The 26,106-nt window shown below is 44.8% G+C and carries 22 protein-coding genes; 9 read left to right on the top strand and 13 right to left on the bottom strand.

The genetic code is table 11. The annotated features are described in order from the left end of the window. The first annotated feature begins 731 nt into the window (after positions 1–731). Positions 732–1,664 (top strand): alpha/beta hydrolase, encoded by a 933-nt coding sequence (locus HKI82_RS09815; protein WP_171137880.1) that lies wholly within the window; start codon positions 732–734, stop codon positions 1,662–1,664. A gap of 180 nt (positions 1,665–1,844) precedes the next feature. Here HKI82_RS09815 and HKI82_RS09810 read toward each other — a convergent pair whose 3' ends face one another. The 6 genes from HKI82_RS09810 to HKI82_RS09785 all read right to left on the bottom strand — a co-directional run bounded on the left by HKI82_RS09810 (position 1,845) and on the right by HKI82_RS09785 (position 8,516). Further along, on the bottom strand, positions 1,845–3,056 hold the full coding sequence (locus HKI82_RS09810) for an acetyl-CoA C-acetyltransferase (protein ID WP_171137879.1): 1,212 nt from the start codon (positions 3,054–3,056) through the stop codon (positions 1,845–1,847). Between the two features lie 16 nt (positions 3,057–3,072). Beyond that, a complete protein-coding gene (gene fabG, locus HKI82_RS09805; RefSeq protein ID WP_171137878.1) occupies positions 3,073–3,807 on the bottom strand; it encodes a 3-oxoacyl-ACP reductase FabG in 735 nt (244 codons plus the stop codon). A 63-nt stretch (positions 3,808–3,870) separates the two neighbouring features. Further along, positions 3,871–5,454, bottom strand: coding sequence for an acyl CoA:acetate/3-ketoacid CoA transferase (locus HKI82_RS09800; protein ID WP_171137877.1), 1,584 nt, complete (start codon positions 5,452–5,454; stop codon positions 3,871–3,873). 106 nt (positions 5,455–5,560) lie between these two features. Continuing rightward, a complete protein-coding gene (locus tag HKI82_RS09795) occupies positions 5,561–6,505 on the bottom strand; it encodes a LysR family transcriptional regulator (protein WP_171137876.1) in 945 nt (314 codons plus the stop codon). Beyond that, entirely contained in the window at positions 6,505–7,134 is a 630-nt protein-coding gene (locus HKI82_RS09790; RefSeq protein ID WP_102942082.1) for a response regulator, read from the bottom strand. The genes HKI82_RS09795 and HKI82_RS09790 overlap by 1 nt, the downstream gene beginning before the upstream one ends. After that, positions 7,131–8,516, bottom strand: coding sequence for a cache domain-containing protein (locus tag HKI82_RS09785; RefSeq protein ID WP_102942081.1), 1,386 nt, complete (start codon positions 8,514–8,516; stop codon positions 7,131–7,133). Before HKI82_RS09785 ends, HKI82_RS09790 begins: the two co-directional genes overlap by 4 nt. 204 nt (positions 8,517–8,720) lie before the next feature. On the opposite strand from HKI82_RS09785, the gene HKI82_RS09780 reads away from it, so the two are divergent. The 3 genes from HKI82_RS09780 to HKI82_RS09770 all read left to right on the top strand — a co-directional run bounded on the left by HKI82_RS09780 (position 8,721) and on the right by HKI82_RS09770 (position 11,773). After that, positions 8,721–9,791: a TRAP transporter substrate-binding protein gene (locus tag HKI82_RS09780; protein WP_171137875.1), complete on the top strand. Its 1,071-nt coding sequence runs from the start codon at positions 8,721–8,723 to the stop codon at positions 9,789–9,791. 67 nt (positions 9,792–9,858) lie between these two features. Further along, a complete protein-coding gene (locus HKI82_RS09775) occupies positions 9,859–10,401 on the top strand; it encodes a TRAP transporter small permease subunit (RefSeq protein WP_171137874.1) in 543 nt (180 codons plus the stop codon). Beyond that, positions 10,388–11,773 carry a TRAP transporter large permease gene (locus tag HKI82_RS09770; RefSeq protein ID WP_171137873.1) on the top strand — a complete coding sequence of 462 codons (1,386 nt, stop codon included), beginning with the start codon at positions 10,388–10,390 and terminating at the stop codon, positions 11,771–11,773. The genes HKI82_RS09775 and HKI82_RS09770 overlap by 14 nt, the downstream gene beginning before the upstream one ends. Before the next feature lie 85 nt (positions 11,774–11,858). Here the strand turns inward: HKI82_RS09770 and HKI82_RS09765 are convergent, their stop codons facing one another. Then, positions 11,859–12,857, bottom strand: coding sequence for a branched-chain amino acid aminotransferase (locus HKI82_RS09765; RefSeq protein ID WP_102942077.1), 999 nt, complete (start codon positions 12,855–12,857; stop codon positions 11,859–11,861). 317 nt (positions 12,858–13,174) lie between these two features. Here HKI82_RS09765 and sbmA point away from each other — a divergent pair, with 317 nt between their 5' ends. Next, positions 13,175–14,446 carry a peptide antibiotic transporter SbmA gene (sbmA, locus tag HKI82_RS09760; protein ID WP_171137872.1) on the top strand — a complete coding sequence of 424 codons (1,272 nt, stop codon included), beginning with the start codon at positions 13,175–13,177 and terminating at the stop codon, positions 14,444–14,446. Positions 14,447–14,515: 69 nt separating this feature from the next. Here the strand turns inward: sbmA and HKI82_RS09755 are convergent, their stop codons facing one another. Genes HKI82_RS09755 through HKI82_RS09735 form a run of 5 tightly spaced genes read right to left on the bottom strand, consistent with a single transcriptional unit; the run spans position 14,516 to position 20,787 of the window. Then, positions 14,516–15,757, bottom strand: coding sequence for an allantoate amidohydrolase (locus HKI82_RS09755; RefSeq protein ID WP_171137871.1), 1,242 nt, complete (start codon positions 15,755–15,757; stop codon positions 14,516–14,518). 10 nt (positions 15,758–15,767) lie between these two features. Further along, positions 15,768–17,018 carry a pyridoxal-phosphate-dependent aminotransferase family protein gene (locus HKI82_RS09750; RefSeq protein ID WP_171137870.1) on the bottom strand — a complete coding sequence of 417 codons (1,251 nt, stop codon included), beginning with the start codon at positions 17,016–17,018 and terminating at the stop codon, positions 15,768–15,770. Between the two features lies 1 nt (position 17,019). Continuing rightward, on the bottom strand, positions 17,020–18,585 hold the full coding sequence (locus HKI82_RS09745; RefSeq protein ID WP_171137869.1) for a gamma-glutamyltransferase family protein: 1,566 nt from the start codon (positions 18,583–18,585) through the stop codon (positions 17,020–17,022). Further along, complete coding sequence (locus HKI82_RS09740) at positions 18,582–19,766, bottom strand: amidase (protein ID WP_171137868.1); 1,185 nt, start codon at positions 19,764–19,766, stop codon at positions 18,582–18,584. Before HKI82_RS09740 ends, HKI82_RS09745 begins: the two co-directional genes overlap by 4 nt. 25 nt (positions 19,767–19,791) lie before the next feature. Then, entirely contained in the window at positions 19,792–20,787 is a 996-nt protein-coding gene (locus tag HKI82_RS09735) for a bile acid:sodium symporter family protein (RefSeq protein ID WP_171137867.1), read from the bottom strand. A 299-nt stretch (positions 20,788–21,086) separates the two neighbouring features. Here HKI82_RS09735 and HKI82_RS09730 point away from each other — a divergent pair, with 299 nt between their 5' ends. Both HKI82_RS09730 and puuE read left to right on the top strand, forming a co-directional pair. Then, positions 21,087–21,749 (top strand): GntR family transcriptional regulator, encoded by a 663-nt coding sequence (locus HKI82_RS09730; protein WP_171137866.1) that lies wholly within the window; start codon positions 21,087–21,089, stop codon positions 21,747–21,749. 41 nt (positions 21,750–21,790) lie between these two features. Next, entirely contained in the window at positions 21,791–22,720 is a 930-nt protein-coding gene (gene puuE / locus HKI82_RS09725; RefSeq protein ID WP_102967968.1) for an allantoinase PuuE, read from the top strand. 80 nt (positions 22,721–22,800) lie between these two features. On the opposite strand, the gene HKI82_RS09720 is transcribed toward puuE, so the two are convergent. Continuing rightward, on the bottom strand, positions 22,801–23,346 hold the full coding sequence (locus HKI82_RS09720) for a DUF3299 domain-containing protein (RefSeq protein WP_171137865.1): 546 nt from the start codon (positions 23,344–23,346) through the stop codon (positions 22,801–22,803). A 201-nt stretch (positions 23,347–23,547) separates the two neighbouring features. Here HKI82_RS09720 and HKI82_RS09715 point away from each other — a divergent pair, with 201 nt between their 5' ends. Together HKI82_RS09715 and kduD are read left to right on the top strand one after the other, a co-directional pair. Then, entirely contained in the window at positions 23,548–25,038 is a 1,491-nt protein-coding gene (locus tag HKI82_RS09715; RefSeq protein WP_255209368.1) for an alkaline phosphatase family protein, read from the top strand. Positions 25,039–25,399: 361 nt separating this feature from the next. Then, positions 25,400–26,106: 2-dehydro-3-deoxy-D-gluconate 5-dehydrogenase KduD (gene kduD / locus HKI82_RS09710; RefSeq protein WP_171137864.1), on the top strand; the 707-nt coding region annotated here is incomplete at its 3' end.

The following is a 26,106-nucleotide window of genomic DNA, read 5'->3' as shown; positions in this document are numbered from 1 at the left end:
CAGATTATATAAATAAATTCCTATGGCAAATGTAAGCCAAGGTATTGTTGGTCATACACCTATACTTTAGTAGTAAAATGATTTAGATCAAGTTTAACAAATGTAATTTTTCGTAAAACGAAGTAAATTGATAATTGATTTATTCATATATCATATTACCTATTATTATAATGAAAAATAAAACAATTGATAAACATGAAGTTATATATAAAAATATATAAACACGCCATTAGACAAGATGAGAAACATATAACAAACAGACACATACATCCATAAATAAATTTCCTTTTATTATTATATGGTTGCATAAAATCATCAAATTAATATTTATTACATTTCTGAATTAAATAAATATTCTTTAATAATCAACAAGTAATTTATATTCAAAATTCATTCTTAAAGTTCTGTCATTTTCATCGCCACTGTATGTTACTGCTAATAACTGAATAACATATAAGTAGCCGTCGACAAGAACAGCTACTTTTCTACATAGCCGAGGTTAGAAGTTTAACTATAGGCAATTGATTTAAAATTAATTTTTACTATAGGAAGGTTCAGGTAGGCTTGTTCTCACTTCAATCCGCCACTCTGCAAAGGTCTGCCTGTATTGATACTTGTTGATTCCAGCAAGATTCAGTTTGTGAGTTTTATCTTTCGATATTATGACTGTACAAAAACACAGTATCAGTACACTATTGAAGCCTAACATATGAAAAAAGTTGGTGGCTTAGATGACAAATCAATTAGAAGTAGGAATAAGAGAGCTTGTTGAAACGTTTATAGCAGACGGAAGAGCTTACCCCTCTGTATATGACATTGAAAATCGCAGAGCTGGCTACCTTTCCAGTACGATTCTATCGGGTAGCAGCCCTGAGATGTTTGACGAGTTCGTCGATCAACTCAATGGTATCACTTTGAAAGTTTACAAACCGAGCAACGATGAAGGATTGCCTATTACCATCTATTTTCATGGAGGTTGTTTTATCAGTGGAGGATTCAAAACACACGAACAACAACTCAGACAGATAGCCAAGTTGTCAAACAGTATCGTAATTTGTATTCAATATCGTTTAGCGCCTGAAAACGTTTATCCAGCTGCACACGATGATGTTTACAATGCAGTAGTGGCGATAAAAGAGTTAGCAACTCAGTACGGTGGCAATACCAGTAACATCGTCTTTGTTGGTGATAGTGCCGGAGGACAATTAGCATTAACCACGACTTTACGCTTAAAGCAAAATCAAAAATGGCTACCGAAGAAACAAATTTTGCTTTACCCGATGCTTGATCCCTTCGGCAAGTCACAGAGCTATATTCAAAACGGTACTGACTACATCATCACAGCAAATATGCTGCTTTCTGGTTTCTCTATGTACACGGGTGAAATGGATGAAGGTTCAATCTACACCAATCCAGATCTCAATCCTTTAGCGTGCGCCGAGTTAAATGGATTACCGCCAACGTATATCATCACCGCAGAATTCGATCCATTGCGGGATGAAGGTGAACAACTGTATAAGCAGTTGTTGGATTCCGGAGTTGAGGCATATTGTGAAAGATACTTAGGTGTGATTCATGGTTTTCATCAGTTGTCGGGCGTAAGTGAGAGTGCCAAACGTTGCTTACGTCGTATTTCCGAAGACATTAGGGCTACATGCGATTAATACCAAACTCATCATTTCAACGATCTCAGCAGTGTGTACATTGAACGGAACAACAAGAGCGGAACAACCAAGTACAAAAATTTAAGCCCTGAGTGAGCACGTAGATTGGATAAGAAAAATACTGATTCATATAAACACATAAAGCTCCTAACCGGAGCTTTATGTGTAGGCAACTAATGCTTAATGATAACGAGACAACACCAGCGCGGTTCCCATACCGCCACCAATACATAAGGATGCAAGCCCAAACTGAGATTGGGAACGTAGCATTTCATAGATCAAGCTTGTGACGATACGCCCACCGGATGCGCCAATAGGGTGACCCAGTGCAATAGCACCGCCGTTCACATTTACGTGTTCATCAAACCAAGATTGGTCCAGATGGTGCTGCTCTGAAAGGCTCTTCATCACACCAATTGCTTGCGCTGCGAAAGCTTCGTTGAGTTCCACCTTATCAATATCAGAAAGGTTCAATTTGGCGCGAGTTAACGCCTGTTTAATCGCTGGAACTGGACCTAAACCCATGACTTCTGGAGCGACACCACCCTGTCCTGTCGATACCACTTCCACTAACGGTTTCAAGCCATGCTGCTTGACTGCGATCTCACTAGCAATCACAAGTGCAAACGCACCGTCATTGATACCTGAAGCATTACCTGCGGTCACTGTTCCTTCTTTTTCAAATGCGGGACGAAGCTGAGAAAGCGCTTCAAGCGTCGCGCCAAAGCGAGGATGTTCGTCAGTTTCTACCATGACAGAACCTTTACGAGTATTGATTTCTAGCGGGACTATCTCTTGGTTAAAGCGCCCTGCTTTAATTGCAGCTTCCGCTTTATGTTGGCTGGCTAAAGCAAACTTATCCTGATCTTCGCGACTAATAGAAAACTGCTTAGCAATGTTTTCGGCTGTAATGCCCATATGAATGCCGCTGAACGCATCCGTTAATCCATCTTTTAAAATGGTATCGGTGACAGAGAAGTCGCCCATTTTATTACCTGAACGGAGGTTGCCATTCATGACAAACGGCGCATTACTCATGCTCTCCATTCCTGTAGCGACGACAATCTCTGCGTCGCCAGATCGAATAGCGTTCACCGCATTCAAAATGGACTTCATACCGCTGCCACAAATCATGTTGAGTGTGTATGCAGGTGTTTCGGCAGGGATACCTGCGTGCATTGCTGCTTGTCGCCCTACCCCCTGTCCTTGCCCAGCACTAAGCACATTTGCCGCAATTACTTCATCCACAATTTCAGGTTGTATACCCGATTGTTCCAATGCTGCTTTAATTGTGGCACTGCCGAGTTCTACCGCTGATAGTGGCGACAAACTACCCATAAAAGTGCCGATTGCGGTGCGTTTCGCTGCAACGATATAAACTTTATTAGCCATAATTTTATTTCCCCAATTAGAGCACCAATCCACCGTCAATTTTTAGTACTTGTCCGGTAATAAAACTCGACTTATCACTTGCCAAGAACTCTACGCCATTGGCGATATCCTCGGTGGTTCCCATGCGCCCTAACGGTGTTTTCTCTTTCATCATGTTGAGAACTTTTTCAGGAAGATCCGCCGTCATTGGTGTTTCGATAAAGCCCGGAGCAACGCAATTTGATCTCACTTGCGCACCTTTACGTGCAAACTCTTTAGCCCAGCTTTTGCTCATTGCAATCACTCCACCTTTAGTTGCTGCGTAATTGCTTTGACCAATATTGCCATCAGTACCAACAACAGAAGACATAGTGACGATAGAGCCATAGTTGTTTTCCATCATTAAAGGGGCAACCGCTTGGGTAACGTTAAACACACCCTTCAAATTGACATCAATGACTAAATCCCAGTCTGCTTCCGTCATCTTATCGATCAGAGCATCACGCGTGACACCGGCGTTGTTAACAAGTACATCCACTCGTCCGAATTGCGCTTGAATACTGGCGACAAGCTCTGCAATCGCAGCTCTGTCGCAGATATTGATAGTGACAGGTACGACTCGCTCAATATGGGAATAAGCTTCCATCAGCGCCTTATCATTCATGTCCAATGCATAGACCATTTCAGCGCCTTGAGAATAAAAACGCTCAACCACTGCTTTACCGATTCCTTGTGCGGCACCTGTGACAATACATATCTTGTTTTGAAACATATTTGCTGACCTTTTGTTTTATCTTTTTTATTTAACTGTAGGGTTTTAATCCACTTCTGATATCTAGTCAGAGTGCAGATTTATAGAAAATTGGGGTTGGAAAATGGCGCTATCCATTGTTGTTAACTCAGGGCTAATCAAAGGCTTAAACGCCATGTGATGGAGTATGTCGCGGTCAACATCAATACCCGGAGCAACTTCTATCAGCTCTATACCTTGCGCTACCATTCGAAATACCGCCCTTTCAGTGATGTAAAGCACTGGCTTATTCGCTTTTAATGCCTGATGAGCACTGAAGGTGATTTGCTCTACTTTAGAGATGAACTTACTTTGGCTACCTTCAGTAGTGATTTGCAGTTGCCCACCTTCGACCTGAACATCCAAACCTTTGGCGGTGAAAGTGCCACAGAAATACACCTCTTTGGCGTTTTGCGTAATATTGATAAATCCGCCACATCCGGCGATTTTGGTACCGAATCGGGAGACATTGATATCACCTTTGGCATCACATTGAGCAAGCCCCAAAAACGCTTGATCGACACCACCACCATCATAGAAGTCGAACATTTGATCTTGTCCGATAATGGCGTCAGGAAATGCGGAAGCACCAAAATCTAATCCACTGGCTGGAGAACCACCCACGGCGCCCGGTTCCACCGTCAGAGTGAATTTATCCAGAATGCCCGCTTGCTGAGCGACTTTCGCAATATATTCAGGCGCACCAATGCCAAGATTAAGTACTGAGTTCGCTTTGAGTTCCAACGCTGCACGTCGGGCAATAATGGTTTTCGCATCGATGACAGCTTCAACCGTCGGTTCAACATTCGAGGCGTCAATGTTGTTGTGAGATGGTTTGTTGCCACGTCCGATAAACTCAGGATTCATATGGGTCGCGAACGTCTGCATGTGCTCGCTTAAATCTTCACACACCACAACCGCATCAACGAATATGCCCGGAATTTTGACCAGATGTGGGTCTAGCGTACCTGCGGGTACGATTTGCTTAACCTGAACGATCACTTTGCCATTGTTGTTGGTCGCAGCCTGCGCCGCGGCGAGGCTCTCAACAATCAGACACTCATCTTCCATAGTGATATTGCCGTTTTCATCGGCGGTTGTGCCGCGTAAAATCGCCACATCAATTGGAAGCTTTTTGTAAAACAGATACTCTTCACCATCAATTTCCGTCACTCGAACCCAGTCTTGTGACGTAATGGAATTGAGCTTTCCACCTTCAATACGCGGGTCGACGAAAGTGCCTAATCCAACTTTGGTAAACAAACCCGGCTTGCCTGCCGCGCTATCACGCAACAAATGAGAAATTACGCCTTGAGGCAGGTTGTACCCTTCGATCAGATTATCAACCACCAGCTGTTGCAGTTTAGGTACAAGTCCCCAGTGTCCACCAATGGCTCTTTTCACCAGACCTTGTTGTGCCAGATGGTTAATAGCTCGTGATTTACCATCGCCCTGACCAGCAGCGAAAACCAGAGTGAGATCTTTCGGCAAACCTGACTGTTGAAACCGTTCGCCAATGGCACGTTCGATGGCTTCAGGTACTACACTACCAATAAAGCCTCCGAGCATGACTGACTGCCCGTTTTCAATCCATTGCGCTGCTTGCTCTGCTGTAAGTTGTTTAACCACAATTCACCTTCCTTGATTTGATGAATTTCAGGTTAGACGCAGAGAGTCTGTTTGATAATTGCACATATAGAGATTGTGAATTTCGAATTTGCAACAATCATCCGCGCTAAATAATCCCTTCGCTGCGCATAGTACTCACTCGATCTAACAAGTACTGTTTGAAGCGAGCACAACGTTCGGGCATCGGCGAACGAGGACGATATAAAAGGTCAATATCAAAGCTGGCACAACGATAATCGGGCAAGATCTGAATCAAATCGCCACTTTCAATACACTTGTGCACCAGTGAATGAGGTAGATAAGCAATTCCCGCGTGTTCCATCGCGAAATCGAGTAGCATTTCACTGTTATCACATTCTAGTGTGTCCTGAATGGTCACGAATTCTTGCTTGCCATTCAGTTCAAAGCTCCAGCGATTTCCTCCCAATAGAGTTCTCGCGTACAGGCAACGATGCTGTGTTAAAAACTCAGGGGTTTCAGGCACACCATGTTCCTGCAAATAGTGTTTTGAAGCGCAGAGATAAAGTGGTTCCGTAAGAACGCGCTTTCGCACAATCAAAGAATCTGGAGAGATGTCGCCGTCATAATTGGCTGTGGCTCTGAATGCAAAATCGATAGTGAGAGGATCAAAATCTCCCGCCTCAATAAAGATGCGGAAATGCACTTGAGGATGCATTTCCATGTATTCGGCCACGATTTTCGTCAGGTACTGGCGCGCAAACAAAGGCGTTGAAGATATCTTGATTTCGCCTTGCTGCTCCGCCGCAAGGTTCTGAACCTCTTCACACAGATTATTGATGTCCGGCAGCAGCGGAGAGAAGCGTTCGTAAAGAAGCTGCCCTGCCTGAGTCGCCACCAATTGTCGTGTGCTTCTTTTGATAAGTTCAACGGACATTGCCTCTTCGAGCTCTTTCACCCAGCGGCTTCCCGCTGCAGGAGATAGCCCTTGTTGAAGAGCCGCTTCGCGAAATGAGCCCGTTCTCAGTACCGCACAGAAAAAGACAATCTTATCCAAGATTGGCTGGCGGCTGGAGAGCAATTTCCCTGTCATCAGCTTACCAACCCTTTATCTAACGCAAGTTTAACCAGCGCAGCGGTAGAGGTAGCACCAAGCTTTTTCTTTATTCTCAACCGATGTGTTTCAACGGTTCTCACACTGATGTGTAGCGTATCAGCTATCTCTTTGTTCCCTGCTCCATTGACAATAAGTTTGAGAACATCAAACTCGCGCTTGGAGAGTTCATCATCTTTCGGTTCTGGTTTATCGTTGATTTGTTCAAGCAAACGGTCAGATGCTTGAGGACAAAGATAAGAACGCCCCTGAGCTACCTGATTAATCGCCATCACCAACTCTTCAGAACCTACATCTTTCAACACATAGCCCTTTGCTCCCGCTTTTACCGAGCGAACCACGTAGTCTTTACTGTCGTGCATCGACAGCATAATCACTGCGGTTTCTGACTTAGATTGGGAAAGCTTTTCAAGCATCTCAATGCCGTTCATGTTGGGCATATTAATGTCCAGCAAAAGCACATCCGGTTTGAGTGTAAGTGTCGCTTTGAGTGCATCAGCACCCGTACCGACACAAGACAGAATCTCAAGATTGTCTTCCCTCTCTAAACGGGATTTCAAACCGTCCTGCATTAAGCGATGATCATCAGCAAGTACCAACTTAATCATACAAACTCCATATTTAAGCTGACGCGAATTTCCGTACCTTCGCCCGGTATGCTTGATACGGCGAACGTTCCGCCAATGGCGTGAATACGATCCTTCATATTCTGTAACCCCATATGTTCCAAATTTGGTTTATTACGTTTCCCCGGTTTTGCTATGGTCGGTGCGATACCGATTCCGTCATCGCTCACCGTTAAAATCAGTAGTTGCCCTTCTCGCTGCATAATGATGTCAACACCCTGAGCCTGAGCATGTTTTTCGACGTTATGTACTGCTTCCTGAATCACGCGATATAAGGTTGTTTCAACCTCTTGAACCATCTCTACACCATCAATGTCGTGTTCAAACACCAACTCCAATTCGGTACGTTGACGCATGTCGTTAATATAGGCTTCAATACCTGCAACCAATCCCAAGTCATCCAACTGAGGTGGTCTTAAATCTCGGGAGATCCTACGTAGTTCAACAATCGCTTGTTCCATTACACGCTTGCTGGCGTCTAGCTCTCTCACTTGTTGTTCTTGATGCAACTCTTTCCCAACGTTGTCCAAACGATATTTCGCTGCGACTAAAAGCTGATTAACACCGTCATGCAACTCACGGGATACTCGCTGACGTTCATTTTCTTGAGAATCGATGATCTGCTGGTTCAAAACACTGAGTTGCTCATTTGCCAAACGGCGTATGTTTAAGTTCAAGGAAGCCCCTAAAGCGGCAATAACAGAGATGGATATCAACATGACAAAGAACAGTGCGCTGCTAGTTCGACCGACATTTTGGTCGTAGCCGTTTTGCATATGAGAGACTTGACGCTCGATATCATCCAGATAGACGCCGGTTCCTACCATCCACTGCCATTTGTCTAATGAAATTGCGTAACTGAGCTTTGGAAGCGGCTCTTTTGTTGAGGGTTTGTGCCATAAATAATCGACAAAACCGCCGCCCGCCCTGCCTACGCGAATCAACTCTTGCAGCAGCTTTTTGCCTTTTACATCCTCAACTTCCCACCAGTTAACGCCAATACGTTCTGGCTGATAAGGCAGTACTATGGCATCACCTTTCCAGTTATAAACAAAGAAGTAACCATCAACGCCATATGTTAACTGGCTCAATTTTTCGGCAACAATCTGCTTGGCGTGTTCATCACTTAACGACTCATCATGGTAGTAAGGCATGATACTTTTTACTGCCATTTCTACGTACTGCTGCAACTCTTGTTTTTTGGCGGCCAGAATATTGTTTCTAGTGAGCTGAACTTGATCTTCAACTAATTGTTTTGCTTGGCTAAAAAGAATCGCAGCGACAATCGCCACCACAATGATCAAGGGAACAATCGACAGTAAAATGATGTTAACGGTTAGCTTTCTGTTCCTGACAAAGCCCATATTTGCTTCCAATTCTTATACGTAGTTTTACGGATTCTCTGTATCAAAAACTGCCCAAACTACTCACTCAATTTGCGCAATTTCACCAATAGAGCATCCGTTTACCCCTGCTTATACTCAGCTCAAATGTAACATTAAATTAACATCGTTAAATACGAAATGTTCACATTTATTCGCACATAAAAACCAAACAAGGACTATGTTATGAATTTGAAAAAAGCTGCCATTGCAACTGCTATTGCTTTAACGTCAGTTGGACTTTCACTTAGTGCACATGCTGAAGACAAAAAGATCCTCCTGAAAACTCCGATTGCTTTTGGCAGCCACTTACCAGCATTGGGTACGCCAATTCAATGGTACGCAGACCACATCGGTCAAACGTCTGGTGGCACAGTCAAAATGAAAATTTATGAGCCGGGTAAACTGGTTAACCCTGCTGAAATTTTAGATGCGGTTTCTACCGGCAAAGTAAACTCTGGCTATTCAACCGCTGGCTACTGGCAAGGTACACTGCCGGCATCTGCACTGTTTTCTGCGGTTCCTTTCGGCCCTGAAGCTGGTGAATACATGGCTTGGATGTACTTCGGTAACGGTCTGAAGCTGTATCAAGAAATGTATGACCAAGGCGGTTACAACGTAAAAGTTTTGCCTTGTGCGATCATCTCTCCTGAATCTTCAGGCTGGTTTAGAAAACCAATTGAAAAGCCAGAAGATTTGAAAGGTCTGAACATGCGTTTCTTCGGTTTAGGTGCGTCAGTAATGGAAAAACTGGGTGCTGGCACCGTGCAAATTCCGGGGGGCGAAATCTTTGGCGCACTTGAAAAAGGTGCTATTGACGCCTCTGAGTTCTCTCAACCAGCCATCGATGAGCGTTTAGGCTTCCACAAAGTCGCCAAATACAACTACTTCCCAGGTTGGCACCAACAATCCACCATCTTTGAACTGTTGATCAATAAAGATACGTGGAACGAAATGAGCCAAAACCAACATGACGCTATTGAAACAACTTGTATGGCATCAATGACTTATTCGATTGCAGAGGGTGAAGCTATTCAGTTCACGGCAATGGAAAAAGCGAAGCAGAATGGCGTAGAAATTCGCTACTGGAACAAAGAGATGTTGGATTTGTTCAAGAAGACTTGGCTAGAAGTGGTTGAAGAGAAAAAATCTGCCGATCCTTTCTTCGATAAAGTTTGGACTGACCTAAGCACATTCCGTCAGGGATACGCATTGTGGCAAGCGAACGGTTTCCTACCTCGCGCAACGCTAGAGTAATCCTTACATACATCGGAAACATGGGCTGGATTTGATCATCCAGCCCTAATCAGGCAAGGAGAAAGCAATGAGTAAGGTGTTATGCTCAACCCCACCTATCCCCGTTTACTACCACATCGAAAGATTCGTTAAATCGGCAAGCAAGTTTATTGCTTGGACCAACGTCATTCTTATCGGTGTCATCGTTCTTCAAGTCATTCTGCGCAAAGTTTTTTCTAACGGTCAAATTACGTTAGAGGAGTTGCAATGGCATTTGTATGCGACCGCCGTTATGTTCGGCACTGCGTACGCGCAAATAAGCGATATGCATGTACGAGTCGATCTTTTCTATCACAAATTCAGTGAACGTAAAAAAGCGATGATTGACCTTTTAGGCCTGCTACTTTTAGCTGCACCCTTTGTGATTGTGGTGATTATCCATTCCTACGACTTCACCTATGAATCTTGGCGTGCCAATGAAAGCTCTGCTTCCCCTTCTGGTTTGCCTTATCGCTGGCTAATCAAAAGTGTTATCCCAATCAGTTTCTCACTGCTGCTGCTTTCCATGCTGGCAAAAGTGCTGCGCAATTTAGAAATCATTTACAAAGGAAATAGCCATGGAACCAAATGAGTGGATTGTAATTGCGATGTTCGGCTCGTTTATCCTGCTTCTATTTACTGGGATTCCTGTAGCCTATGTTTTAGGTGGTATTGGCGTATTCTTTGCGGGTGTCGGGTACCTCGCGGATATTTATCTCGATACTTTTACCGGATTGAACTTCACCAGCCTTGGCTTAGTGGTAAACCGCATTTACAAAATCATGGATAACTGGATTTTGGTCGCGCTTCCAATGTTCATTTTCATGGGCAATATGCTGGATAAATCGGGAATTGCCGAAAAACTGATGGCATCCATGCAAGCTCTGTTCGGTAAAGTACATGGTGGACTTGCGGTCACGGTAATGGCGATAGGGATTATTCTCGCAGCGTCAACGGGCATCATTGGTGCGTCGGTTGTGCTTCTGGCGGTGATGTCACTGCCTACCATGATGCGCCAAGGCTACCACTTGCCCCTTGCTCTTGGCACAGTGGCATCCGCAGGCACTCTGGGAATCCTTCTTCCACCTTCAATCATGCTGGTGATCATGGCTGACCAACTTGGATTGTCTGTAGGCGATCTGTTTATGGGCGCTGTAATACCAGGCTTGTTGTTAGGTCTGTTTTACATTCTCTACATTTTGTTGGTTGGCAAAATGAATCCAGTTAAGGCTCCGATTCCAGAAGACATTGAACCTGTTGAATGGCATCTGATTCTGCAAGTATTCAAAGACATTACACCAACCGTGTTGCTGATCTTCGTTGTGCTTGGCTCTATTTTTGCGGGTATAGCCACTCCAACCGAAGCCTCTGGTATTGGTGCACTTGGTGCAACCTTGCTTGCAGTCTACAACAAGAAACTCAATCTCAAAGTCGTTAAAGAGGTGGTATTGGCATCCTACGGAACAACGGCTTACATCTTTATGATTTTCTTAGGTGCTTCTTGTTTTGCGTTAGTACTGCGCGAATTGGGAGGCGACGAACTGATTGAGAGTTTCCTAAGTGGGTTACCGTTTGGTCCGTACGGCATTATTGCGTTTATATTGATGATCGTTTTCTTCCTAGGTTTTTTCCTAGACTGGATTGAGATCGCTCTAATCGCCCTGCCATTACTTGCACCTGTGGTGAGAAGTTTAGGTATCGAACTGGATGGACACGGCGTGGTTGATGACCCGTCATTGGTTTGGTTTGTGATGTTAGTGGCTATGGCGCTTCAAACCAGCTTCCTAACACCACCAGTGGGATTTGCGCTGTTTTATCTCAAAGGTGTTTGCCCAGAAGGCGTAACCTTGAAAGATATCTACCGTGGCGTAGTACCTTTCATTGTGATTCAACTGTTTGCTCTGGTTTGCCTCGTCGCTTGGCCACAACTGGTACTGTGGTTCCCAAGTGTGGCTTATGGGTAATAGCCCCTAATAAATTGAAATCAATAAAGAAAAAGCCAGCGGTAATCGCTGGCTTTCTGTGTTCTCTTCTAACTACATGATTGAATTAAGCAATCTTAGTTAGCCAGTTGTGTGTGTCTGGTGCTTTACCCCACTGAATGTCGTTCAGTGCTTGACGAAGTTTCTGTGCAATAGGGCCAACTTCACCGCTGCCTACTTTCACATCTTCACCGTTGTGAATGAAGGTACCTACAGACGTTAGTACCGCAGCTGTACCTGAAAGCATTGCTTCTACACCCGGTTTTGCAGCACGCTCTAGAAGTTCTTCTACAGACACTTCACGCTCGCTTACTGTCATGCCAAGATCTTTAGCAATCGTCAGGATACTTGAGCGAGTTACACCGTGTAGGAAGCTCGAATCCAATGCTTTAGTAATGATTTCGTTGCCATCAACCAACAGGAAGTTTGCCGCACCTGTTTCTGTAATGTAGCCGTTTGGACAGAACAGAACTTGGTCAGCTTTGTATTTTGCTTTCGCTTCTAGCGTTGGAGAAAGAGCACTTGCGTAGTTACCACCACTCTTAATCATACCCATGTGTGGCGCACAACGTTGACCTGTTTCGTCTAGCAGAAGACGCAGCGCACTTGCACCACCCGCAAAGTAGTCACCCACTGGAGAAAGCAGTACATACATCATAGATGATAGAGATGGAGCCGCTGCTTTACCAACAGCCGCTTCAGTACCAATGTGAGTTGGGCGAATGTACATAGAACCCGGAGGCGCAGGTACTTCTGAAGCGAACTCAGCAACAACATCAACGATCATCTTTGAAAGTTGTTCTTTATTCACTTCTGGTAGAGAAAGCAGTTTGCTGCTTTGTGCGAAACGGTTGACGTTTTGGTCCATTCGAAAGACATGCACGCTACCGTCTTCGTGACGGAAAGCTTTTAAACCTTCAAAACACGTACTTGAATAATGCAAGACGTGAGCACCCGGATGAAGCGAGATGCTGTCAGAAGCTACGATTTCTGCGTCTGACCATTGATTATTTTCGAATGTTGCTAATGCCATCTTAGGCATAAATACAGTACCAAAAGCCGCCATATGTTTTCCTACAAATAAATTACTACTAAAGATAAGTCCGTTAAGTCTGGGCTGGCGATGTGAGATGCATGTCCAATACTTAGTGTTCTGATACTAAAACAAGTTGAACCTGTAAGAAAAGAGGTTTGTTGGATTAAATACTCTTTAACAGCAATTAATAGTTTTTTTACAAACCAAGCCATGTCTAAAATGGTTTTAATTAGGATGGATATAAAACTAATCGTATTTTATGCGGTCAGTAATATACTGAAATTAAAGATACCCTTACTCAATCTCTGAAAGTAGGTGTAGCGTTTTGTCATCAAAAGGAAGATGCCGTGTTTAGTTCTTTTTTTCCAAAACCCAAATTGTTTTTCTTAAGCTTTGTTCTTTGGGCACTCGTTTGTGTAATCGGTTGGTATACCGTGATTGAGGATCTCGGCCCTCACCTCAGTCTGGCTCATATTTTCGGTGTCGATTACCCACCAGCATTAGCTGAAGGTGCGAGTGAGGCAGCTACGGCAGAATTTCAAGCGGCGACACAGTCTGCAATCAATGCTTGGCTGTATCAGTTTATGACGGTGTGTTACGCCCTTTTCATTGGCGGCTGGATGATACTCGGCGGACAGAAATGGGCAAAATGGTCGGTACTTGGCTCTGGCTTAATTGTGTTTATCACTTGGTTCCAAGTAGAAGTCAGTGTAATGCTTAATGAGTGGTATGGTGATTTTTATAACTTGATCCAAAAAGCACTGACAGCACCTAACAGCATTACCCTCGCAGAGTTTTACTCTGAGCTTTCAACGGTGATGGTGCTGCTGATGATCGCCATTATGGTGGCAGTGGGTAACGCCTTCTTCGTCAGCCATTTTGTGTTTCGTTGGCGCACGGCTATGACTGAACATTACACCGCAAGATGGGAACATGTTCGTCACATTGAAGGTGCCGCTCAACGTATTCAAGAAGACACCATGCGTTTTGCCAGCATTATGGAAAGTTTAGGCGTTCGCTTACTTAACTCAGTAATGACCTTGATCGCCTTCCTGCCAATTCTTTGGGGATTATCGGGCTATGTCACAACGCTACCGTTCGTTGGTGAAGTGCCACAAGCCTTAGTGTTCGTTGCTATCATTTGGTCGATTTTTGGTACAGTGCTGCTTGCTTTTGCAGGTATCAAACTACCAGGTCTAGAGTTTAACAACCAGAAAGTTGAAGCGGCGTATCGTAAAGAACTGGTTTACGGTGAAGACTACGAAGACCGCGCACATCCACTCACATTAGAAGAACTGTTTGGAAACGTTCGTCAAAACTACTTCAAACTGTACATGCACTATGTGTACTTCAACGTGGTTCGCTATGGCTACTTACAGTTCGGTGCATTTATCCCGTTCATTGCTCTTGCACCATCGATTGTTGCTGGTGCGTTTACGCTTGGCGTGATGCAACGAATCATGAACGCGTTCAACCAAGTTGAAAACTCATTCCAATACTTAGTCAACTCTTGGACTACGATTGTTGAACTGCTGTCTATCTACAAACGTCTTAAAGCGTTTGAGCATGCCTATGAAGAGAAAACAGCCAACCTTGTTGAAGCAGAAGAGCTGAACTAAAACGATAAAGAACCCCACGATTGTGGGGTTCTTTATTTAATCTTACGAAGTTTCTAAAAGCAGATCTCATCAAGCGTTAAAGCTTCGAATCATCTCAATAAAACACGCCAAACCAATCTCAACATCAGAGGTTAACACCTGCTCTTTAGGGTTGTGGCTGATGCCTTTTTCACAGCGAATAAACAGCATAGCCGTATCAGTCAAGTCAGCCATTACCATAGCGTCATGCCCAGCGCCACTTGGCAGAAAACGGGCAGATGAATTGGTGACTTTTTCAATAGCAGAAGCCCACTTCTGTTGCAGCTTGTTGTTACATTGAACCGCTTTTGCTTTGTAGATGTTCTCATACTCAAAAGAGAGTTTACGTTGCTGCGCAATATGTTTGAGTTGCTCCAGCATCTCATAGGTCGCATTCTCTAGTGCTGATTGAGAAGCGCTACGGATATCAATCGTAAATCTCACTCTGCCAGCAATTACGTTTACCGCGCCGGATACGATTTCACACTTGCCAACGGTTGCAACAACGCCCTCATCTTTCGCCAATTTCTCAATGGACAAAATCATTTCAGCACCGCCAGTCATCGCATCTTGGCGTAAATGCACAGGTACTGTTCCCGCATGCCCTGCCATACCCGTCACTTCACATTGAAAACGCTTGGCTCCAGCGATGCCAGTAACCACACCAACGGCTAAGTTCTCGGCTTCTAACACCGGGCCTTGTTCAATATGCGCTTCTAAGTAAGCCTGAACATCCTGCGCCTGACGTGCATCACTGCCCGCTTTTGCAGGATCAAGACCAAACTCTCGCATCGCCTGTGCCATGGTGACACCGTTCGCATCAGTCACCTCTAACCAATTGGAATCAAAACAGCCAGCAACTGAACTTGAACCAATTAAAGTGGTGTTAAATCGCGTGCCTTCTTCGTCAGCAAAGGCGACAACGTCGATATGAAAAGGAAAGGTTTCCCCACGCAGCGCCGCCAGTGTTTCAATGGCGAGTAACACACCTAAGTTACCGTCATATTTGCCAGCGTTTACCACCGTGTCGCTATGAGATCCTAAAATCAACGTTGGCTTGATCGGGTTGGGTGATACTTTCCTTCCCCACTGATTACCAACGCTGTCTTGCCAAGTTTGTAAACCTGCTTGTTGCATCCAGAGCGAGATCTGATCATGAGCCGCGCGATGTTGTGGTGTTAAATACGCACGCGTTAAGCCCGTTTCACTCTCGCTGAATGAAGCAAGTACATCTGCTTGCTCCATAAGTCGTGCAGCGCGACTTTGTCCTTCCATCTCATTAAGAACAGTCATAACACTCCTACTACTGATAAAATGCCATTGCCGCAGCAACAGCTTGACCCGGATCGATTTTCGCTTTGTGCTTAATCAGCAGCGCTTCTAACGCAGCCAAAGTTGAAAGTACACACTCTTGGCGGGCGTTATACCCCATAGTGCCAATACGCCAAATCTTGCCATGTAACGGGCCGAATGAAGTACCAATTTCGATACCAAAGCGGTTTAGCAGTTCGAGTCGAACCGCATCGCCATTCACGTTTGCAGGGATATAAACACCGACAACGTTGTTCATCTTGTATGTTTGATTACCGAACAGCTCAAGCCCCATTGCACGCAAACCTGCGGCCATCGCATCACCCGCCTGTTTGTGGCGCGCAATCACCTTGTCTGGGCCTTCTTCAAGGAAGAGTCGCGCACATTCACGAGCGGCATAAAGCATACTGGTCGCTTCTGTATGGTGGTTAAGACGTTCTGGGCCCCAGTAATCCATGATCATTGCTAAGTCGAAATAGTTCGACTGAATCATCGCATCTTCACCTTGAGTGTGGTGATCGGCACGAATACCAGCTTCAACGTGTTTGCGTCGGTTAATCAATTCAGCACATCGATCACTTAAGGTAATAGGTGCCGAGCCAGAAGGACCACCGAGACATTTTTGTAAACCCGCCGATACTGCATCCAAATGCCATTCATCAACTTTGAGAGCATTACCCGCAATCGATGCTGTGGCATCACAGTAGAACAGAACACCGTGACGTTGACAAATTTCACCCATCTCTTGCAACGGCTGATTCATGGTCGTAGATGTATCACCCTGAACGGTGGCAAGTAGCTTAGGCTTGAAGGCTTTAATTGCTTGCTCGACTTTCTCCGCGGGGCACACTTCCCCCCATTCAATATCAATTGTTTGAACAACAGCACCTACACGTTGTGCTATTTCACATAGCAGATGACCAAAACGGCCAATCACCGGAACCAACACTTTGTCACCCGGCTGAAGAACCGACACTAATACCGCTTCAATACCAGAGCGCGCAGTGCCATCCACCAACATGGTTTGTTGGTTATTAGTGAAAAACACGCCGCGATACAGCGACTGAACTTGGTTCATATAACCTGTCATTACAGGGTCGTACTGACCAATCAGGGATTGCGAAATCGCTTGATGTACGCGTGGATACGCATTGATTGGCCCAGGCCCCATAAGCAGACGTTGTGGCGGGTTAAGCGTTTCAAATAAGTTGCCAGTTGAATGCAATTCATTATGGGCTGTCATTTTATTCTCCAAGTAAATAAGTTCCATCGCTACGAGGATCACTGGTCGCCGAGGCTTTTCCATGCGTATCAATAATGATTGCGCCAGCGTGTCCCATTAATTCGTTGTTATCCGCCACGTAAGTAACATCGTGGCCTCTTTGTTTCAGTTGTTCGCCATATTGCTGATAGAGAGATTCTTCAAGGCGTAAGTTGTTGGTTGAATCCCCCCAAGTGCGTCCTAACAACCATCTCGGAAGCGCAACTGCTTCATCCAACCCATAGCCCTGATAGTGATATCGGCTAAACAAACATGCCTGTGTTTGTGGTTGGCCTTCGCCTCCCATAGTTCCGTAAACCATACGTCGATCATCACCTAACTCTGCGTAAGCTGGGTTTAATGTGTGGAATGGTTTCTTACCACCCGCCAGCACGTTGTGATGTTTGGCATCCAAAGAGAAGCTTTTCGAACGGATGTTCCACAATATGCCGGTACTTGGCAGCACAAGACCTGAGCCGAACTCCCAGTAAATACTTTGAATGAAGCTCACCATAGTGCCGTACTGATCGGTAGCACCCATCCAGATGGTGTCTCCCGGCTGTGCTTGGTGTGGCCAAGGTAGCGCCTGTTCCATAGACACTTGCTCAGCGCAACGATCAATCACCGATTCATTGAGCCACTCTTGTAAAGGCTGAGTCAGATACTCTTCATCACATACTTCTTTATCGCGAATGATGAAGGCTTGCTTGGTTGCTTCCACTAACAGGTGAATATGATCAACGTCGCTATGTGCTTGTGAAGCGAGACGATCATAAATCGCCAGAATCAACAACGAAGCCACTCCCTGAGTCGGAGCACCAAAGTTGTACAGTTTACCTTTCGAGGTATTGACACTCAGTGGAGCCATTACCTTGGCTTGGTGGTGATGAAAATCTTTTAAAGTAATCGGGCTGCCTGCCTGCTGAAGTTCTTCAGCCGCACTTTTGGCTATTTCGCCACGATAAAAATCATCCAGCCCGTTTTCAGCTAGAGTTCTGAGCGTTTCGGCTAATGCCTGATTAGTGACAATGTCACCTACTGTAAGTGTTTTTCCTTCCTTTAGGAAATGTTCAGCGAACGTTTTGAGCTGAGCTAATCTACCGAAGGTTTTTTCGCTGGCATTAACTAAGCTTTGAGTCACTTCGACGCCTTGCTGAGCAGCTTCAATGGCTGGTTCTAGTAGCGTGTGTAAACTGATATCGCTTGAGTCCAGTTCTAGCGCCTTTTGCCACGCAGCAACAGTGCCTGCCATGGTAATCGCCGCTTCACCACCAAATTCAGGAAGTTCTTCACCTTGACTGCGATAGTGTTCAACATCAACCTCCAACGCAGCAGCACCGCAACCATCAATGGCGACGGGAGTCTGCCCTTTTTTGGCGATCAACCAAAAGCTGTCACCACCGATGCTGTTCATATGTGGATACTGCACAGCGATCATTGCAGCTGCTGCAACCATAGCTTCGCTCGCTGTTCCACCTTGGTCGAGAATCTTCTGACCTACTTGAGCGGCCTTGTAATGCGGAGCTGTGAAAGCGGTTTGATATTTCATTTACTTTCTCCTTGAATCAGCGTTTCGCCCGTAGTAATCAGATCTTCTTCACGATTCGTTAAGCCCATAACGGAAATGCCGCATGGTCCTTCTTGCAATCCTTGCATGGGTAAATGCAATTGAGGTAAGCCACTTAAGCCCGCAATACTGGTTAATCCCATAAGCTGAGTTCGGTAATTGGCTAATGCCTCACCAGACATAGTGAGTGCAGGTGGTCCCGATGGTGTAGTCGGAATCGCCCAAACCAGTGCGTATTCAGTCAGGTGATAAGTAATGAGTTCTTTGAACTTCGCTTGCTTATCCAAGGCTTGTAAGTAATCTTGCTCGGAAATGGTACGTGACCATTTCACTCTCTCTAAAATGGTTGGGTCTAAACTCTCGCCATGCTGCTCAAGCCATAAGCCGTGCTTTTGGATAATCTCAAAACCTTGAATGGTTCTGAACAGCAAGCTTAGGTCAGCCAGTTGCCAGCCATTCTCATGCAACAGGTCGCCACATATCAACTCAATTTGAGCTTGTTTACACCAGTGTTTCAGGCGAGCTAATCGCTCTTCGCTGAGCACGTGAGCGCACTGATTGTCCAAATACAGATGTGTGGCACTGCGACTTTCTGATTTTGACCCAGACAACACACGCCAAACTTTGCGTAGTAATGGTAATTCGCGACTGAAAATGCCTGCGGTATCGAAACTTTTCGACAGTTCAAAACAAGCGTGAAGATCAAGCGAACCGAGTGTTGGACGAAGACCAAACAAACCACAATAACTGGCGGGAACGCGAACCGAACCTCCGGTATCTGTTCCGATTGAGAAGTCACATTCGCCGTTTGCTACTGTGACTGCGCTACCACTAGACGAACCACCCGGAATACAATCGGGAGCGACAGGGTTAACTGGCGTACCGTAATGGATGTTCTGTCCGTTTAGGCTGTATGCCAGTTCGTCTGTCTGCACACGACCGACACATTCAGCACCATTGTTCAGCAACTTTGATATCAATGAAGATGTGGTTGGCGCACAGGGATGAGTCGCCAACCATTGTGGATTTCCTGCGCCTGTTTTAAAGCCTTTAACATCAAACAAGTCTTTAAATACAAACTGTATGCCGCTTAGGCTTCCTCGTTCTTTGGCAGGTAACTGTTCTGGCCCTTGAGAGCAATAGACTCGACTATCCTTAGTCATTTCGCTTCCTTACTTTTTAATTGTTTTAGTTTGTTACTGCTGCACCTTCTGTTTGGCGAGCATAGCGATTCGCTAATATTGCACAGTAGAAAATCTGAATTGGGTGGTAAAGCATGATAGGTAGCAAGATCATGCCAAGTGTAGGATCGGTTCCAAATATCACTTTCGCCATAGGGATACCCGCTGCCAGCGTTTTTTTGGTTCCGCAGAACACCGCCGCCACTTCATCCGGCAGATTCATGTTCACACGACGTGCACCCCATTGAATGAAATGCACCATAAACAAAAGAACCACTAAACAAATAGCAATAGAGCTTGCCAGCAGACCAATAGAGAATTCATGCCAGATGCCGTTCTCTACTGAATCACAGAATGCGTTATAGACGATTGCCAGAATTACATACTTATCAACTTTACCCACCGCACCTTTGTGTTTAGCAATCCAGTCAACAAGGTATGGACGTAGGATTTGTCCAACAATCATTGGCAACAGCAGCAACTTAGCGATTGAAAGAACAGAAACCATCAGATCAAGCTCTACCCCTTCCACGCCCATAAATAGCTGAATAAGGAACGGTGTGATAACGACACCAATAATACTTGAAAGTGAAGCGTTGAAAATCGCGCCCGGAACGTTACCTTTACCGACACTGGTCATCGCAACAGAAGAAGAAATTGTGCTTGGTAGCACCAGCAGATAGCAAAAACCGAAAGCCAAAGCCGCTGGCATATACGCCATAAACGCTTCACCAAAGATGACCCACAATAGTGGATAAACAACAAAGGTCGCTGCTTGAATGTACAAGTGCAGACGCCAGTTGGTCATGCCCGCTTTGATTGCCTGAGGAGAAAGCCCCAAACCGTGTAGAAAGAAGACAATGGCCACACCAATGCCCGTCAGTTGATCTAGGTGAATCCATCCTCCAGATTTACCTACATCTGAACTCACTGTTGCCAATGCAATAGCGACCACCATGCCAACAAGAAACCATTCCTTTTTCAACTTTTCTAATACTTTCATATATCGTGTCTGCTCTTTAATTATTCCCTACATTCCCATGTAAGCTTTTATTCGCATCAATTGTATACAATTATAAATACAAGTAGTGTGCCAAACTCACAAGCTACCATATCACTAGCTTACCGAATATTGTACACACAGTTTTGTGCACCAGAGTCGAACAAATGCTGCATCTTAGTGCAAGAAGTTGGAAGGTTGGCAGCGAGAGATTGACTGGTGCTTACGGAAAACAATAAAAGTCTGTTTGGTATACATATTGCACTACCGCTTTGTATACAAACGTAATTAGAGAGTTCCGCATGTCTAACGACGAAATCATTTATCAAAAAATGCTAAAGGCCATTGTTGAACACCAAATTCCACCGGGTGAACGTCTGCCAGAAGACAAACTGTCTGAAGCTTTTGGCGTTAGCCGCACTGGTATTCGTAAAGTTCTACAAAGGTTAGCGTTGGAACGATTTGTCGTTATTCAGCCAAACAAAGGTGCACAAGTTAACCGCCCGAGTCGCAGAGAAGCTTCTGAAGTCTGGGATAGCCGAATCATGCTAGAGCCTCTGCTCATTCCTTCAATCAGTGAAAACTGGAGCGACAAGCTGTCACAGCAGTTTCGGTCAATGGTAGAGCTGGAAAAGCGAGCCAATAATAACGGCGATATGGCGCAAGCTATTCAGCTTACCGCTAAGTTCCATTATGAGCTTGCACGTGTCGGTCACAACTTGGTTCTCGCTGAGTTTGTCGAGCAGTTGTGTTACCGCTCATCTCTGGTTATTGCCGCTTATGGTACTCGCGAAAGTGTGAATTGCGACTGTGGTGACCATTCGAACTTAATAGATTTACTCGATAGAAATTTGATCAGCGAAGCTCAAAATTGGATGCGCCATCATCTGGAACAGCTTAAGGCCTCTATTTCTTTAACCAGCAAGCAAGAAACGCATGTTGATTTCAGCAAACTCTTCACCTAGCAAATAACATAAAAACGTGGACGATTAGATAAGGAATTCGAATGAAAGATTTTAATCCTCGCGATTATATCGGTTACGGACGCGATAATGTCCCAGACGCCAACTGGCCAAACAAAGCAAAAATAGCCGTTCAGTTTGTTCTTAACTATGAAGAAGGTGGCGAGAACTGCGTGTTGCACGGCGATTCACACTCTGAGATTTTCTTGTCTGAGATAGCAGGCGCAGAGGCTTACCCTACCCGCCACATGAGCATGGAATCACTGTATGAGTATGGCTCTCGTGCAGGGGTTTGGCGCATTCTAAACGAGTTTAAAAAACGCGAACTGCCATTAACCATTTTTGGTGTGGCAACAGCATTAGAGCGTAATCCAGAAGTCACCAAAGCGATCATGGAAGATGGACATGAAATCGCCTGCCACGGACTAAAGTGGATTCACTACCAGAACATGCCCGTTAAGAAAGAACGCAAACACATGAAACAGGCACTGGACATCATCGAGCGCCTGACAGGTAAACGCCCTATTGGCTGGTATACAGGAAGAGATTCACCCAATACGCGCGAGTTAGTCGCAGAACAGGATGGGCTCTTGTATGACTCAGACTACTACGGTGATGACCTGCCTTTCTGGACTCAAGTACCCAATAGCCAGAAACCCGGAGAAACTCGGCCACACCTAGTGATCCCTTACACGTTAGATACCAATGATATGCGTTTTTCCTCGCCCTACGGATTTAGCCACGGTGAAGAGTTTTTTCAGTATCTTAAAGAGAACTTTGATTGCTTATATGAAGAAGGCAAAGATAAGCCAAAAATGATGTCGATTGGCTTACACTGCCGAATCATAGGTAAACCAAGCAGGTTTATGGCACTGAAGAAGTTTCTTGATTATGTGCAATCTCACGAAGGTGTTTGGGTTGCAACCCGCGAACAAATTGCCCGCCATTGGATCGAGCACCATCCGCCTAAGTAACCATTAAATAGTGATATATAGGTTCTATCGCCGCTGAGCATCACCTTATTCTCAGCGGCTTGTTTTTCTTGCTTCCAATACTACGAGCTTGAGTCGTTATAAGCTTCAACAGTTACACCGTTAATCAGATAACCCGCTTGCCCCAAATCAGACTCAACCATCTCCACGTTCAACTTACCCACGATGTAAACCACATCCCAAAGCCCCTGAATAGGCACGCCCTTATCGAATTTTACGTAAAGAATTTGATTCGGTGGCGGAGGCGGAACATGAATACAAGCACCAAAATAAGGAACCAAAAGCAATTCTGTTACCACTTTATCGTCCCCTTCCAACGGAATAACAAAACCCGGAATACGCACTTGTTTTCCATCTAAGTCATCACGAAATCCTCCAGCCATATTCTGAGGTGGAGTATCACTATCGTGATTTAGCGGTGCTTTATTTGGTAACGGCGCAACATTGCGCTCAGCTTCTGGAATCAAGTCGATCCAATCCAAAGTGACGACATCAGAACTTGCGGTGTTGATGTCTTCTTGAGCGTAAGTACCAGAAGCACAACCAAGTGCCAGTAATATTCCTAACGCGCTAATGCGGTCAAAACGTTTTAACAAAGTCAGTTTCATAAGTTGTAATTTCTATTGATATCAAAAAGATACGTTATTCATTGTTACCAACAAAAGTACCCGCAGCATAAGACAGTAATATGACAATAATAAAAACTTCATCCATCAGTAACGCATTATTCATAAAGATGTTGGGTAATTAGACCCCGTTAAGCCTTTGAGCAACATGGAAATTCGAGAAAACAATTGGAGCCTATGCCCGTGAAAAGTAAAAAACTTCTATTAGTCAGTGGTATTTTGACAGCCCTAGCTGGCTGTTCTACACAGAGCCAAACCGCTGGTGTTGACGCGCCACAGAAAGATGACGTGTGGTTCAAACAAGCTCAGGCAGATATCGCAAAAGCAAAAGCGAACATGCCTATCGATAAACCCGCTAAGAACGTGATCTTATTTGTTGGTGACGGTATGAGCGTAGGTACGATTACTGCAGCACGTATTTTTGAAGGCCAGCGTCGCGGTTTAATGGGCGAAGAATACCGCCTGAATATGGAAACTATGCCTAACATGGCTTTGTCAAAAACATACAATACCGATGCACAAACGCCAGATTCAGCAGGTACTGCTTCTGCAATGGTAACGGGTGTGAAAACTAAGCAAGGTGTAATCAGTGTTGATGACAACGTTAAACGTGGCTTCTGTAACACGGTAAAAGGCAACGAAGCGAAAACAGCTTGGGAAATGGCCGCTGAAAAAGGACTGTCTGTTGGTGTTGTGTCTACTGCACGTATCACTCATGCAACACCTGCAACCGCTTATGCTCACTCTGCTGATCGTAACTGGGAAAATGACGCAACCCTTCCAAACATCGCCAAGAATCAAGGTTGTGTTGATATCGCACAGCAGTTGATTAGCTTCAACGAAGGCAAAGGTATGGATGTGGTATTTGGTGGTGGACGCCGCGAATTCCTGCCTGTCGATGTCGTCGACCCTGAAGGTAAAAAAGGCAAACGTAAAGACGGTCAAAACCTCGTTGAAAAATGGCAAACTCAGCACCCAGATGGTCAGTATGTTTACGATCAAAAAGGTTTCGAAAGCATTCCAGCAGATGCAAAGAAAGTGTTTGGTCTGTTTGAGAGCAGCCACATGAAGTATGAAGCGGATCGCCGTGGTGACGAGCCTTCACTTGCTGAGATGACTTCAAAAGCAATCGACCTATTATCGAATAACAAAGATGGCTATTTGTTGTTGGTTGAAGCAGGACGTATTGACCACGCGCACCACGATGGTAATGCAGCTCGCGCACTTTGGGATGCTGTTGCCTATGATGAAGCAGTAAAAGCAGCACTAGATAAAACAAACCCAGAAGATACGTTGATCATTGTAACCGCTGACCATGCGCACACACTGATTTCAAATGGTTACTCAGAGCGCGGCAATCCAATTCTTGGTCTGTCTAAATCAAACGGTAAATTGAGTGTCGATGCTTACGGCAAACACTACACCACATTGAGCTACGGTAATGGTCCTGGCGCGGTTGAAAAAGGCGGTGCAGATCGTCCTAACCCAACTGAAGAAGAAGTGATGAACATTGATTACCGTCAACAATCTCTAATCAAACTTGATTCAGAAACTCACTCAGGTGAAGACGTCGCTATCTTCGCTCGTGGTCCTCAGGCTTACTTGTTCCAAGGTGCAGTTGAGCAAAACTACATCTTCCACGTAATGAATGAAGCCTTAGGGTTAACGAAGTAATACCCCTATTCTTCATCTGAAAAGTTACATCAAGCCACCTTCTTGAAACCAAGAAGGTGGCTTTTTTGTTTTAAAAGATAACTGCGACTAAAACGGGTTCTCCATTTGAATAACCTCACCGTTAACAAAGAGACTCCTTCATAAGCTCAGTAGCCCTCAAAACCACATCAAATTTGAATTTAAAATGTGTTTTTGATTTTTTAACAACAGTCAATTCATAGCAAAAATTAGAGATCAGCTATATTTTTTGAAACACCCTTTCATTTTTATTTGTTGAAGAGTTTTTTTCTTGTTATATTCCTTGTCATGATGTTCAGGGCGTTCCTGTTCATATTTAATTAGGTACGTTGAGGAAAAAGTAATGATTCTTGATTCATTTGATGTGAAGGGTAAAGTTGCAATCGTAACCGGTTGTGATACTGGTCTAGGTCAAGGTATGGCTTTAGGTCTTGCACAAGCAGGTTGTGACATCGTTGGCGTAAACATTGTTGAACCAACTGAAACCATCGAACTTATCAAAGCAACTGGACAAAAGTTCATCGACATTCGCGCGAACCTAATGAAGCTGGACGACATTCCTTCTATCGTTAGCCGCGCTGTTGAAGAGTGTGGTCGCGTTGATATCCTAGTAAACAATGCTGGCATCATCCGTCGTAACGACGCAATCGACTTCTCTGAGCAAGACTGGGATGATGTTATGAACATCAACATCAAGTCTGTATTCTTTATGTCTCAAGCAGTCGCTAAGCAATTCATGGCTCAAGGCAACGGCGGCAAGATCATCAACATCGCTTCTATGCTTTCTTACCAAGGCGGTATCCGTGTTCCTTCATACACGGCTTCTAAGAGCGGCGTAATGGGTATCACTCGCCTGATGGCGAACGAATGGGCTAAGCACAACATCAACGTTAACGCTATCGCACCTGGTTACATGGCTACTAACAACACTGCCGCTCTACGTGCAGACGCAGACCGCAACCAAGCTATCCTTGAGCGCATCCCTGCAGACCGTTGGGGTACGCCAGAAGACCTAGCGGGTCCATGTGTGTTCCTCGCTTCTAAAGCTTC

Origin of the sequence: Vibrio plantisponsor (assembly GCF_013041605.1) — a bacterium.
Classification (GTDB): domain Bacteria; phylum Pseudomonadota; class Gammaproteobacteria; order Enterobacterales; family Vibrionaceae; genus Vibrio; species Vibrio plantisponsor.
Note: the sequence above shows the minus strand (reverse complement) of the source record. Positions and strands in the feature narration are given on the sequence as shown.